Source organism: Yersinia mollaretii ATCC 43969, assembly GCF_013282725.1.
Lineage (GTDB): Bacteria > Pseudomonadota > Gammaproteobacteria > Enterobacterales > Enterobacteriaceae > Yersinia > Yersinia mollaretii.
Map to the genome: position 1 here is coordinate 4025868 of NZ_CP054043.1, position 14294 is coordinate 4040161.

The following is a 14294-nucleotide window of genomic DNA, read 5'->3' on the forward strand; positions in this document are numbered from 1 at the left end:
GAGTAAATCGATAGCCACAGCAAAAAGAGTGCCTTCCAACCTGCTATTTTGGCACAGCCTGACTTAGAATAAATCTTCTTGACCCGTAATCCTCACCAAATGCCGTTTTTTCAGTCAAAAGGTCCCCATTTCTATGCTTTTTACCTTAAAAAAATTTGTTGGCAGCTTATTAATGCCACTGCCTTTTCTACTCATGGTTATGGGACTGGCATTAATCTTATTGTGGTTTACTCGCTGGCAGAAAAGTGGCAAAACACTTTTCACATTAAGTTGGCTGGTATTATTGCTTATTAGCCTACAACCTGTCGCGGATCGCCTGCTATTGCCACTGGAAAAACAATACGCCACTTATCAGGGAAACGACCCGGTAGATTACATTGTTGTCCTTGGCGGCGGCTACACGTTTAATCCGAATTGGGCGCCAAGTGCAAATTTATTCGCGAATAGTTTGCCCAGAGTGACTGAGGGGGTCAGGCTGTACCGCGCCCATCCGGATGCGAAAATGGTGTTTACTGGCGGCAGCACGGCCAACAACCAAAGCAGCGCGAAAACCGCCGCTCAGGTGGCAGAAAGTTTAGGCGTTCCGGCGGCAGATATTGTGGTGTTAGAACAGCCGAAAGATACTCATGAAGAGGCGGCAGCGGTGGCCACCTTAGTAGGGGATAAACCGTTTTTGCTGGTGACCTCGGCCAGCCATCTGCCCCGCGCGATTAAATTCTTTACCGCCATTGGGTTGCACCCTATTCCAGCTCCAGCAAATCAGTTGGCTATTACCACACCACTGCATAGCTGGGAGCGCACTATCCCGGCGGCAGTCTATTTAGGTCATAGCGAGCGCGCCTGGTATGAGACATTGGGTCTGATGTGGCAAAAATTAAATGGCGGCGAGAGTAATGAAAATAGCGACGGCAATAAAACAAATTGATCGCGTGCGCTAATGTAACCACGGTAAAAGTTGTCGCGCGGCGTTATCAAACAAGGCGCGATCCAAACTTCCCGTATGAATAAAGCGCGAGACAAGCTCCCAAAGCATATAGAGCCAACGGCGGGCAACGAAGGATTCAGAGACTGGCGCTTTATTGAGATAACGATATAGGAGTTGGCTCGGCATCCCCTCTTCGCTGAGGCGGAATAAGTCATACTCACGCGGTGCCCACAACATCGGACCGGGATTGAGCATCGCCAGCAACTGGTCGCTGCGCGCATCTTTTAGCATACTGCGCAGAGTGAGATTGCCATGAACCAGCACCGTACTGTCGTCAAAATCGGCGAAAAGTGCCTTGAGTGAAGCTCTGGCACGGTAAAGTATCGCACGGTCTTCCAAGGTCATGAGCGGCGAATTCATATTCGACAAGCTGGCCCACAGCACTTCAACTCGCTGCTGATACCAACTGAACCAATCATTTTCCTGCGTGCTATCAACATTGCCCACACAGCCATGGCTATCAATTCGATGCCAAGCCAACACGCCTTCAACAATTTGATCCATTAGGGCACTCCAGCGATCACCCGTCCGCGTTGGTGCTTCTACGGAAACACCCCGTAGCCGCTCCATCAGCAGAATTTCTTTATAGGGGGATTGATGGGTCATGACTAAGCCGTACACTGTCGGTAAGCGGATATCGCCTTCCCGCGCCAGCATCGACAACTTATAAGCCTCTTGCTGGGCAATTCCCTGACAAACATAGCTTTTCGCCAATAATGGGATAGCCTGCCCCTGCTGGTTATACATTGCATACAGGTGGGCATAGGGCTGCTCGCTGATACGTTCAAGGCGGGTAACTGACTCCCCCAGTACGACACTTAACTCAGCTTTCAGCTGTTCCATAAGGCTCTACTCGATTATCTGGCAAAATTGATTCTTCATAATGGGATGGCAGGCAGGAGATTTCCAGAACGCAGATCAAATAATATCCACAATAAAAGTAAAACAGCGTAGTGCAGAATAAAAACCATTAAAAAAGCCAAACCCCATTCAGTTTGGCTTAAGCGCTGTAGCCCTTATTACTTATTGAGCACAATGGTTACTGATTGAGCATGACGGCCCGAACTCTGTCTAAATCTTCTTGCGTATCAACCCCTACCGTAGGCACCGCTTTAGCAACTGCCACGTGGATTTTCTCGCCATACCACAGCACACGAAGTTGCTCTAGCAGTTCGATTTGTTCGAGCTTGCTGGGCGCCCAGTTAACATAACGGCGGATAAAACCGGCGCGATAAGCGTAGATACCAATATGGCGCAAGAAACAGTCGCCAATGGTCTCTTTTGATTGAGCAAAACGCTCTCTATCCCACGGAATCGCAGCACGGGAGAAATAGAGCGCATATCCCTGAGCATCCATCACCACTTTGACGGCATTAGGATTAAAAGCTTCTTCGCTGCTTTCAATCGGCACTGCTAATGTTGCCATGCCCGCGCTACATGCCGCGAGATTATCCGCGACCTGACGAATAATAACCGGTGGTATTAGAGGCTCATCACCCTGCACATTGACGATAATGTCATCATCCGCGAAATCATAACGCTCAATGACTTCCGCTAAACGCTCAGTACCCGATTGATGATCAGCGCGGGTCAGACACACTTCCCCCCCCGCCGCCTCGACAGCTTTCACCACTTCTGGATGGTCTGTTGCCACAATCACCCGAGAAGCACCAGATGCTAGCGCGCGTTCCATCACATGAACGACCATCGGTTTGCCAGCAATATCAGCCAATGGCTTACCGGGTAAACGGGTTGAAGCATAACGGGCGGGAATTATAGCAATGAAACTCATACGTGCTTCTCATCGATTGACAGTGGACGGGCTTCGTTCTCCAACAAGACTGGAATGCCATCACGTACGGGGTAAGCCAGATTGTCAGCTTTACATACCAGCTCAAGATTTTCTTTATTGAAGTACAGCTTGCCGTTGCAGACCGGGCAGGCAACGATTTCGAGTAAACGGTGGTCCATACATCCTCCAGAAAGGAGTTTAGCCAACAGGAAAGTGGTCGAGGATACCATATCCACTGATGCAGGTTAACTGCGCTGGCATCGTCAGTCATATCAATGACTAATAACAAAGAGTTATGTTAATGAGTATCAATATAAGTAAATTCGCCCCCAGATCAGGGTGATAAATGTTGGATTTGTTATTGATATGTTGAATAGCGAGGAGTAATATTTTGTGACTCACATCACACAATTATGTCTATCGAGTAAGAAATGAAAGTATTCCATAAAATCATTGCGCTGTTTGCTAACTTCAGCAACTAGACCGTAAAAATACAAATAGAAGCACCTGCAAAATCGCCCAGCAATCAATATATTGATTGAATAGAGGCAAAAACTACTCAAAGTAATTGGCGTCGCAGCTAGGCAGCAATTGAACGAAGCCCGATGAACTTACATTAAGTAAGTAATTCGGGTAAGTGAAAGCAGCTAACAACGCTGCGGCGTAAAGTAAGAAGAGTAGAAGCGGCTACCCTTGGGTAGCCGTTCGCTTAGAAAGCGATCACATCTGCTGCTGACGGCCCGTGAATACTACGATAAGTAGAGAATTCAACGTCCTGCCCTTCACTCAGTGATTTATTTTTGGTGTTAGCAATGGCTGTCTTGCTGACATACACATCCAAACTACCGTCGTGCGGTGAGATGAAACCGTAGCCTTCAGACTGATTGAACCATTTCACGCGACCCATTTTTAACGTCATAATAAATTTCCTTTTACTGGGCATCCTAACAACTCATTTTTATTTATTGTTTAGATGCAGTTGCCCATCCTAAAGTTTTCTGATTAAACCTCTATGAGCTTGATTTTATGAAAAAACCCGCATAAGTACGGGCCTTAGAATGTTGTTATCTGGATAAGATGATTAGCACATAGGCATTATCACTTACCAAAATAATCCAAACATTATTTTCCTGAATGACAGAGCAACAATGTTTGTAACCACAATACACGCTGATTTATTCGCCGTAAGGCATTCAGTGCTATTGGGGATAATAATAGTGGTCTGTTCAGAAACATTACTTATGGGAGTTACTATCGGAGATACTAGAAGATTCGCCTTTGAAGCGGTATCGAAAGATAACGTCTTGGGGGGAACTGCTTTGCCTTACTCTCGTACACTCTTACACATAAATAGGTCTGTATTACAGGCCAGCGCGTATTTACTCACAAAACATCCCATTGCGCAACTATTTTATCTGGAGTTATAGATTAAATCGCAGCACAAATGAGATGCCACGCATAAAAAACCAATATTCTCCGCTGCTTAACAACCTATTTATCGATATCAATCTAAAATGAAACTGAACATACGTGCGCCGCATATATCATTATCTGGCCATTTACGACCTCGATAGGCAAGCAGGAGCGACCTGATTATGAGCCAGCAATTATTTATCCATCCCGATGAGATCCGCGCCAAATTCTCTCGCGCTATGTCGGATATGTATCAGGCCGAAGTTCCTCTCTACGGCACCTTAATACAGTTGGTTGCCGACACCAACAAACAGACTATAAATCAACAACCTGCATTGGCACGCCATTTGCGACAAACCGGAGAGATTGAGCGCCTGAGCATGGAGCGACATGGCGCTATCCGTGTGGGAACCGCAGCTGAACTTGCCATGCTGCGCCGCCTTTTTGCCGTGATGGGGATGGAGGCTGTCGGCTATTATGATCTGGCCCCGGCTGGCGTGCCAGTCCACTCGACGGCTTTCCGCGCCGTGCATGAAGCCTCTATCCAAGCCTGCCCATTCAGAATTTTCACCTCATTACTGCGTTTGGAGTTGATTGAGCAACCCAAACTACGACAACAGGCAGCTGATATTCTGGCAAAAAGAACCATTTTCACCTCACGAGCTATTGAGCTTATTGTTCAGTCTGAAACTGCGGGTGGGCTGACCCGCCACGAGGCTGATGATTTCATCACTCAGTCACTAGAGACGTTCCGCTGGCATAATCAAGCAACGGTCAGTGCTGAAATCTATCAACAACTGCATGATCAACATCGACTAGTTGCTGATGTAGTGGCTTTCAAAGGGCCTCATATTAACCATTTGACCCCACGTACATTGAATATTGATGCAGTACAATTGGCAATGCCACAGCATAACATCACCCCCAAAGCCGTGATTGAAGGGCCACCACCACGCAACTGCCCGATACTACTGCGGCAAACCAGCTTTAAAGCGTTGGAGGAGAAAATCGCGTTTATCTCCACCGATGGACAAATGACCCAGGGGCATCACACTGCCCGCTTCGGGGAAATAGAGCAACGCGGAGCCGCGCTGACAGCCAAAGGTCGTCAGCTCTATGACCGGTTGCTGCAAGCGGCACAAGATCAATTGCAGGTTCCCGCAAATGAAAAAAATGCCGCGCAGTACATGGCTATTCTCAGCGAGCAATTTCGTCAGTTTCCTGATAATTATCAGGCGATGCGTGCAGAGCAACTTGCCTTCTTCCGCTATTTCCCCACAGAGAAAAGTCATAATGCTCCAACGGAGTCAATACAGGCACTGACGCTAGAGGAATTGATTGAAGCAGGGTTTATCCGATATGAACCTTTGGTTTATGAGGATTTCCTGCCGGTCAGCGCAGCCGGTATCTTTCAGTCCAATTTAGGGGATAAAGGGCAGAGCCATTTTACCGGACATTCAAGTCAACAAGACTTTGAGCGCGATCTGGGTATCGCGGTTATGGATGAATTGCAACTGTACGAAGAGACTCAGCAGCGCTCGCTTAGCGCATGCGCAACCGCCCTGAAGCTCACTCGGCTGAATGTATAACATTGGGCTATTTTGAGTGCTGAGATAGTGCCTGAATTTTCAGCAACAATGATTCGGCCTGATCGGGTGGCAACTGCGCATCTACCGGCAAGTACCACCAATTAGGCTGAGCGAAAGCCCGGCATTTGACGGCATCTTTTTCGGTCATCAGCAAAACTTGTGGGCCCGTCGTCAGTGGGCTAAGTTGTGCCAATGAATAATCTTGATGGTCCGCAAAGGCATACTCATTTTTAGGCTCAATACCCAGCATACTCAATGTGGCAAAAAAACGCGGTGGATGACCAATGCCAGCCATAGCAACGACATGCTGTAGCTGCTGTACGGGTTGGCGCTCCCCCGTAAGCAGATTGACCGCCTCCCGTGCGACCAGTTGCATTGGGATCTCTCCTGCTGCGGCGACGCCACCATTAGTGATCACCGCGTCCACTGAGTGCAGTCGCCCTGCCCGTTCGCGCATCGGGCCTGCGGGTAACCACCAGCCGTTGCCAAAACGGCGTACACCATCAATAACCACCAACTCAAAATCGCGCTGTAATGCATAATGCTGCAAACCATCATCGGTGATGATGAAATCGAGAGTATGAGATTGCAGCAGCGACTTAATTGCCTCCGCCCGTTTTGGCGAAACCGCTACGGGCGCACCAGTGCGTTGAAAAATCAACACCGGTTCATCACCCGCCTGCGAGGTCGTGGTTGCATTAGTGAGCAGTAACGGATAGACGGCAGACTTGCCACCATAACCACGAGAGACAACACCAACACGGTAGCCCCGTTGTTGTAACTGCTCCACTAGCCAGATGACGACTGGGGTCTTGCCATTCCCTCCCGCAGTCAGGTTACCCACAATGACAACCGGAACCGGCGAGCGCCATGACGCTCGCAGCCCCAAGCGGTAGCTGGCCCGGATAAACCAAGTAATTGCGCCGTATAACCAAGATAGTGGTAACAGCAACAAATAGAGCCAAGAGTGCCCAGACCAGATACGCTCAATCATTGGCCAAACTGCATACGGTTAAGTTGGGCGTAAGCACCTTGCTTCGCTAATAATTCAGCATGCACACCACGTTCTACAATATGCCCATCTTCAATGACCAGTATTTCATCGGCTTTTTCAATCGTGGATAACCGGTGAGCAATAATTATCGAAGTACGGTTTTTCTGTAGCTCATCCAAGGCGGCCTGAATCGCGCGCTCAGACTCAGTATCCAGTGCCGAAGTCGCTTCATCCAGAATCAATATTGGGCAATCGCGCAGTAACGCACGGGCAATGGCAATACGCTGACGTTGACCACCGGAAAGCATCACGCCGTTTTCACCAATAACGGTGTCCAAGCCATTTTCCATTTTATTGATAAAGTCCATGGCATAAGCCATGCGGGCTGCCTCTTCGATTTCAGCACGGCTGTACTGTTCATCGCGGGCGTAAGCGATATTATTAGCCACGGTATCATTGAACAGATGAACGTTTTGCGACACCAATGCGACTTGGTTACGCAAGGCACCGAGTCGGTAATCACGCAGATCGTGCCCATCCAACAAGATACTGCCGTCACTGACATCATAAAAACGGGTGAGCAAATTGGCGATGGTCGACTTACCTGAGCCTGAACGCCCAACCAATGCCACGGTTTTACCCGCCTCAATGTGCATATTGATATCATTCAGCGCCGGGATGTCTTTGCCTGGATAGTAGAAGGTCACATGGCGGAACTCAATTTCACCTTTAGCGCGCTCAATCTCCAGTTTACCCTCGTCTCTCTCCTGCTCCATATCCAAGATCGTGAATAGTGTTTGGCAAGCTGCCATACCACGCTGGAATTGTGCATTCACATTGGTCAGTGACTTCAATGGCCGCATCAGAGCAATCATTGCAGAGAAGACAACAGTAATAGTCCCGGCAGTCAGGGTTTCCATCACGCTTGGGAAACTGGCAGCATACAGTACAAATGCCAAGGCAAAAGACGCAATCAACTGAATGATCGGATCAGAAATGGAGGAAGCAGAAACCAGTTTCATCCCCTGCTGGCGCATGCGGTTACTGACTGTATCGAAGCGTTCGGTTTCAACTTTCTGCCCACCAAAGATCAATACTTCTTTGTGCCCTTTCAGCATTTGCTCAGCACTGGTGGTCACTTCACCCATGGTGCTTTGCATATTTTTACTGATATTACGGAAACGCTTAGAAACCAATCGAATAGAGATCGAAACAATCGGCGCTATGACGATTAAAATAACTGATAACTGCCAGCTATAATAAAACATCATAATGAACAAGCCGATGATAGAAGCCCCTTCCCGCACCACTGTCACCAATGCGCTAGAGGAGGATGCAGCAACTTGCTCGGAATCATAGGTAATACGCGATAACAGTGTACCGGTCGATTGCTGGTCAAAAAAGGATACCGGCATCCCCATCATGTGGCTGAACAATCTGCGGCGAATATGCATCACCACTTTGCCTGATACCCATGAAATACAGTAGCTAGAGACAAAGCCGGTTATCCCACGGACCACCATCAAACCGATAACGGCCAGCGGCATCCACTTTAAAATTGAGCTGTCCGCATGACCAAACCCGTCGTCTAACAATGGTTTCAGCAATGACAGCATAAATGTGTCACTGGCGGCATTAAGGATTAACGCTATCGCCGCAACAACAAGACCTGTCTTATAAGGAGTGATCGTTGGCCAGAGGCGACGAAATGTCTGCCATGTGGATAGATCTTTATCATTCATCATGCAAATACCAGCACCAGAAGAAATAGCGGCCTATTCTACTCATTATGACCTCTAACACCAAACCGCTGGTGATACCAACGTGGCATTAATTGTTCGCGATAACCCTTAACTTGCCAATTATTGTCGTAAAAATAAATACTTAACTGCCCTGACACCGATGTATCTCGCCAAATGATGTTATTTTTTTGATAGCGGTTAATCACTTTTCTTGTTGGTAGATGCCATTGGTTATAGCGTGCAGCGGAAGCTAAAGCCAATTCGGGTTTCACCGCCCGCAGAAAAGGGGCCGTTGACGACGTATTACTGCCGTGATGAGGAACTTGCAATACTGTTGAGGCTAATTTAGCGCGGGCATTTTTAACCAATTGCAGCTCTCCCTGAGTTTCAAGGTCGCCTGTCAATAATAAGCTGTGTTTACCATCATTAATGCGAATAACACATGAGTCATCATTTTGGGCATCAGCGACCTGTGCTTTGGGCCATAAAACCTCAAAATCCAAACCTTGCCACTGCCATACAACGCCTTGTTTACAGGGCAAACTGCTTACAATGCTTGCAACAGGGTAGGAGGCACGAACACTTGCCCGTGGAAAAGTCGCCTGAAGTTCAGCCAATCCCCCCGTATGGTCCAGATGATCATGGCTTAGAATAATCTGCTCAACGACAATACCGCGCCATCGCAAGTAAGGCAGAATTACTGCGGCAGCCATGCTGCCCTTATTCCAGCGGTTACCGGTATCAAAGACAATCGCTTTCCCCCTGCGCTCAATGATCACTGCCAGACCATGTCCAATATCCAGCATATCAACACGCCAACGATACTCATCACGCCGATGGCTGAATAAGGCCAAATTGACACAAAGCGCTACGACCCCAATGGGATAACTGCGCCACCACTGAAAACGCCAAATCAGTATGCCTAGCCAGCCTCCATAGCCCAACGCGACTGATGTCACCCCCGTATGAAACCAACCCGCTCTCAGATGATTGAGTGGCAAAAGTACGGCGGTAATTGACATATCAGCCATAACCCAGAATACACCCGCGATAGTAGGAAGCAGCGTGAATGCCATTGCTAGCAACACACAAGGCACAGTCAGTAAAGAAATAAGGGGTACTGCCCATAGATTTGCAGGTATCGAAAATAAGCTGACACCATGAAACAACCCAATTTGTAGTGGCATCAACAACAACATCATGCCAAATTGCAAATGGAACCACCGTATAACCAACCCACGCCAACCCACCCGAAAACGAACGGAAAGAGGCACCCAGTGATACCAGCATATCAAGCTGAATACCGCCAGACAGGAGAGCCAGAAGCTGTCTGATAGCACGGCGAGTGGCTCGCTCAATAAAATTAGCGCTAATCCCCATAGCCACACTTGCCATGTGCTGCATGAAATAGCGAACAACCGGAGCAGCAGCCACAGAGTTAATGCTATAGCAGCTCTGACTGCCGGTGGATTTGCACCCGCCAACCATACATAAATCATTGCCGCCAGCCAGCCCATTAGCAGTGGAAATAGTGGTCTAATCCATCTGATAGATAATAAGAGCTGTAGTGCTCGTGCCAGTATTCCACCAAACAGAGCCGCCAAAGCAATGTGCAGCCCTGAAATCGCCATTAGGTGTGCTGTACCGGTATCACGCAAAAGCGCCCATTGTGATGTATCTAGCTGTCTCCTCTCACCAAAAGCCAGCGCCAGCAATATCTGCCGCTGGTTATAGGGGCCGAGTTGCTGTTCAATGACACTGATGGCTTGTTGGCGCAGATTACAGCGCGCATCAAGTAATTCAGCCTTAATGACCCTACCTTGCAATGGACGGCGATTTGCCATCGCCCAGCGTTGACTGTCAAAACCCCCTTCATTTAATAAGCTGTGAACCGCCCGCATCCGCAATCTAACCGCCCATTGCTGCCCAGCACAGTGGTGCTCAAGCGCCTCTGGCCAATGTACCGCTACCGCGATCGGCGGGAACACTCGTTGCCCATTAACTTGTTGAATACTCAGTAGGACCTTGCTACCTTCGGCCCATGCCAGACGTGAACTCTTTATCGTTGCGATTATTTGCTGCTCGCCCTGAGTTAATGCCTCAATTTGCGCCAACACCCGATTTCCGTGCCAGCTCCCCCAAACAAAGCTGATCAAAACTAATGCCAAACATTGGCAATAGTTATTACGGCTAAAACCTAGTGCCCCCCCTAATATCAGCAATGTACCAATGCTACTAGCGCTCGGTAATTGAGGTAGCAAAACAAGGGGTAATAACCCGACAACAATAGCTGCCGCTGCCTGATTGATTGATAAAGAGATAAGAGACCGTCCATTGTCGACTACCGGATAGCCTCATGCCATCCGCCCATTTCACAGGGAATAAGTGAATTCTCTATGCTAATGAGCAATGCTGCCACTACAAAATGTGAGGGTTCAGAGTCAGTTCGCTAACAATTTTATCCTGTTGCAGAAACAGATGAAAAAATGCGGGATGTATCTAAAAAGGGGCAATTTATGTATAGAATGCGCTGGATAAATTGGACTATGGGAGAAAATGGACAATGAGATTTGGGAGTCGATAGAAAAGAAAAACGGTGCCGTGAGAGACACCGTTTCTTATCAGCGTGTATACCTTTGCAACTTAAAGTCGCTGCTTGTTAGCGGCAGCTCTATGTTCTTTGGGCACACATAATAACGCGGTAAGTTGTAACCAACTTAGCCGTAGATATTAGCGCGATCACGCAATTCTTTACCTGGCTTAAAGTGTGGAACGTACTTACCTTCCAACTCAACTTTAGCGCCAGTCTTCGGATTACGGCCAACACGCGGAGCACGGTAGTGAAGAGAAAAACTGCCAAATCCTCGGATCTCAATGCGCTCACCTTCAGCTAGTGTTCCAGCCATATGTTCAAGCATTTCTTTCACTGCATCCTCAACGGCCTTCGCCGGTACATGAGATTGCTGGCCAGCAAGTCTTTCAATAAGTTCAGACTTGGTCATATTACCTCCAAGCTTTGCAGCTAAACTACCGTATAGGGGCGGAAAAACCGCCCCCCGTTATTACTCGCCTTTTGCAGCTTTGAACGCTTCTGCCATTGCGCTAGAGAAGTTGCCTTCTTCTGGCTTGTTGTTAACTGTAGCAATAGCATCTTTCTCATCAGCTTCGTCTTTAGCACGAACAGACAGGCTGATTACGCGGTTTTTGCGGTCAACGCCAGTATATTTGGCTTCAACTTCATCACCTACGTTCAGAACCAGAGTTGCATCTTCAACGCGGTCGCGAGTTGCTTCGGAAGCACGCAGATAACCTTCTACGCCGCCAGCCAATTCAACTGTAGCACCTTTAGCGTCAACTGCAGTTACTTTACCAGTAACAATAGCACCTTTCTTGTTAACAGACAGGTAGTTATTGAACGGGTCTTCCGCCAGTTGTTTCACGCCAAGTGAGATACGCTCGCGTTCTGCGTCAACTTGCAGAACAACAGCTGCGATTTCGTCGCCTTTCTTGTATTCACGAACTGCTTCTTCGCCTGCAACGTTCCAGGAGATGTCAGACAGGTGAACCAGGCCGTCGATGCCGCCGTCCAGGCCGATGAAGATACCGAAGTCAGTGATAGACTTGATTTTACCTTCAACGCGGTCGTTTTTGTTGTGGGTTTCTGCAAACAGCTGCCATGGGTTAGATTTGCACTGTTTCAGGCCCAGAGAAATACGACGACGCTCTTCATCGATGTCCAGAACCATAACTTCCACTACGTCGCCAACGTTAACAACTTTAGACGGGTGAATGTTTTTGTTGGTCCAATCCATTTCTGAAACGTGTACCAGACCTTCAACGCCTTCTTCGATTTCTACGAAGCAGCCGTAATCAGTCAGGTTAGTTACACGACCAGTCAGCTTAGTGCTTTCTGGGTAACGTTTAGCGATAGCAACCCATGGATCTTCGCCCAGCTGTTTCAAGCCAAGGGATACACGAGTACGTTCGCGGTCGAATTTCAGAACTTTAACAGTGATTTCGTCGCCCACATTGACGATTTCGCTTGGGTGTTTAACACGTTTCCAAGCCATGTCAGTAATGTGCAGCAAGCCATCAACGCCACCCAGATCAACGAATGCGCCGTAGTCAGTCAGGTTCTTAACGATACCTTTAACTTCCATGCCTTCTTGCAGGTTTTCCAGCAATTGATCGCGCTCAGCGCTGTTCTCAGATTCGATAACTGCACGACGAGAAACAACGACGTTGTTGCGTTTCTGATCCAGCTTGATGACTTTGAACTCAAGCTCTTTGCCTTCCAGATGCAGAGTATCGCGAACTGGACGCACATCAACCAGTGAACCAGGTAAGAACGCACGGATGCCGTTCAGTTCGACTGTAAAGCCGCCCTTCACTTTGCCGTTGATCACACCAGTAACGGTTGCAGCTTCTTCGTAAGCCTTTTCCAGCATCAGCCATGCTTCGTGACGCTTAGCTTTCTCACGGGACAGCAGAGTTTCACCGAAGCCGTCTTCAACAGCGTCCAGTGCAACATCAACTTCGTCGCCGACTTGAATTTCCAGTTCGCCTTGCGCGTTCTTGAACTGTTCTGCTGGAATTGCTGACTCAGATTTCAGACCGGCGTCAACCAGTACGATATCTTTATCGATAGAAACAACAACACCACGGACGATAGAGCCCGGACGTGTTTCAATTGTTTTCAGGGATTCTTCAAAGAGTTGAGCAAAAGATTCTGTCATGTTTATAATCTTCAGGATTCTTAAGTTTAACGTCCATCTAGCATCCCGCCGGATGGGGTTGTTTCACATGCCTCGCCACATATCCTTGCAGTAAGGTTAAAGTGCTCATCAAAAATAATTTTAATTAAAAAATAAATCGTTGAGAGCTCAGAACTGACCGCGTTGACGTTATTTTTTTAACGGCAACGCTAGAATTCGTTGGGCATAAGCCAGCGCCTGTTCGATCACCTGCTCGATGGACATACTGGTTGAATCCAGTACCAACGCATCCGCCGCAGGGACTAAAGGTGCAATAGACCGATTACGATCGCGATCATCTCGCTCCTGTATCTCGGCTAAAAGACGTTCAAAGTTAACATTAAACCCCTTTTCCTGCAACTGTAGCATACGTCGGTGCGCGCGTTCTTGCGAACTTGCATCAAGAAATATTTTTACTGGTGCATCAGGAAAGACCACTGTACCCATATCTCGGCCATCAGCAATCAGGCCAGGAGCTTCACGGAATGCCCGCTGGCGGCGCAATAACGCCTCACGAACTCGTGGGAAAGCAGCCGCCTGAGATGCCGTGTTACCCACAGTTTCGGTGCGGATCTCATTACTGACATCCTCACCTTCTAAAATCACTTTTAACTGCCCATTCTGTGAGACAAAACGAACATCGAGATGTGCGGCAAGTGGAACCAATGCCTCTTCGGTGCTGATATCCACCTGATGATGCAGCGCCGCTAAAGCTAAAACTCGGTAGATCGCACCAGAATCTAGCAAGCGCCAGTCCAACGATTCAGCCAATGCTTTGCAAAGCGTACCTTTACCTGCACCACTGGGTCCATCAACGGTTATCACCGGGGCTGTCGCCGTCATTTCTCTCTCCTTTCGGTAGGCAAAACCTCTTGTCTACCCCATCGGGCAAACACAGGAGCAACATTATACGCCGCATCGATGTGAACTGTTACCCCGCCGTGGTTCAGTTGCTGAAAATAAAACCATGGCTGTGGCAGGAGTGTAGAAGAGATGGGGAAGATCACCAGAAAATATATTTATGA

General features: G+C 48.2%; 12 protein-coding genes. 2 read left to right on the forward strand and 10 right to left on the reverse strand.

Going from position 1 to position 14294, the window contains the following annotated elements:
* Positions 1-133: 133 nt before the first annotated feature.
* A complete protein-coding gene (gene elyC, locus HRD69_RS17935) occupies positions 134-925 on the forward strand; it encodes an envelope biogenesis factor ElyC (protein WP_004873759.1) in 792 nt (263 codons plus the stop codon).
* Between the two features lie 9 nt (positions 926-934).
* Here the strand turns inward: elyC and HRD69_RS17940 are convergent, their stop codons facing one another.
* From HRD69_RS17940 to HRD69_RS17955, 4 genes are all read right to left on the reverse strand, one after another.
* The gene (locus tag HRD69_RS17940) at positions 935-1828 is read right to left on the reverse strand and encodes a YcbJ family phosphotransferase (protein WP_004873758.1); all 894 of its coding nucleotides are present in this window, start codon (positions 1826-1828) and stop codon (positions 935-937) included.
* 196 nt (positions 1829-2024) lie between these two features.
* Positions 2025-2777, reverse strand: a complete 753-nt coding sequence (gene kdsB, locus HRD69_RS17945) for a 3-deoxy-manno-octulosonate cytidylyltransferase (protein ID WP_004873757.1) — start codon at positions 2775-2777, stop codon at positions 2025-2027.
* On the reverse strand, positions 2774-2956 hold the full coding sequence (locus HRD69_RS17950) for a Trm112 family protein (RefSeq protein WP_032813148.1): 183 nt from the start codon (positions 2954-2956) through the stop codon (positions 2774-2776). Before HRD69_RS17950 ends, kdsB begins: the two co-directional genes overlap by 4 nt.
* A 530-nt stretch (positions 2957-3486) precedes the next feature.
* Positions 3487-3696: a cold-shock protein gene (locus tag HRD69_RS17955; protein ID WP_005159937.1), complete on the reverse strand. Its 210-nt coding sequence runs from the start codon at positions 3694-3696 to the stop codon at positions 3487-3489.
* A 676-nt stretch (positions 3697-4372) separates the two neighbouring features.
* Between HRD69_RS17955 and hglS the strand changes: the two genes are divergently transcribed.
* On the forward strand, positions 4373-5779 hold the full coding sequence (gene hglS / locus HRD69_RS17960) for a 2-oxoadipate dioxygenase/decarboxylase HglS (RefSeq protein ID WP_004873755.1): 1407 nt from the start codon (positions 4373-4375) through the stop codon (positions 5777-5779).
* Positions 5780-5786: 7 nt separating this feature from the next.
* Here hglS and lpxK read toward each other — a convergent pair whose 3' ends face one another.
* The 6 genes from lpxK to cmk form a co-directional block, all read right to left on the reverse strand.
* Positions 5787-6773: a tetraacyldisaccharide 4'-kinase gene (gene lpxK, locus HRD69_RS17965; RefSeq protein WP_032813147.1), complete on the reverse strand. Its 987-nt coding sequence runs from the start codon at positions 6771-6773 to the stop codon at positions 5787-5789.
* Positions 6770-8518 (reverse strand): lipid A ABC transporter ATP-binding protein/permease MsbA, encoded by a 1749-nt coding sequence (msbA, locus tag HRD69_RS17970; protein WP_004873753.1) that lies wholly within the window; start codon positions 8516-8518, stop codon positions 6770-6772. Before msbA ends, lpxK begins: the two co-directional genes overlap by 4 nt.
* A 35-nt stretch (positions 8519-8553) precedes the next feature.
* A complete protein-coding gene (locus HRD69_RS17975; RefSeq protein ID WP_032813146.1) occupies positions 8554-10836 on the reverse strand; it encodes a ComEC family protein in 2283 nt (760 codons plus the stop codon).
* 396 nt (positions 10837-11232) lie between these two features.
* Positions 11233-11517 carry an integration host factor subunit beta gene (ihfB, locus tag HRD69_RS17980; protein WP_005184672.1) on the reverse strand — a complete coding sequence of 95 codons (285 nt, stop codon included), beginning with the start codon at positions 11515-11517 and terminating at the stop codon, positions 11233-11235.
* Between the two features lie 60 nt (positions 11518-11577).
* On the reverse strand, positions 11578-13251 hold the full coding sequence (gene rpsA / locus HRD69_RS17985; protein WP_004391091.1) for a 30S ribosomal protein S1: 1674 nt from the start codon (positions 13249-13251) through the stop codon (positions 11578-11580).
* 168 nt (positions 13252-13419) lie between these two features.
* The gene (cmk, locus tag HRD69_RS17990; RefSeq protein WP_004873750.1) at positions 13420-14112 is read right to left on the reverse strand and encodes a (d)CMP kinase; all 693 of its coding nucleotides are present in this window, start codon (positions 14110-14112) and stop codon (positions 13420-13422) included.
* Positions 14113-14294: the final 182 nt, after the last annotated feature.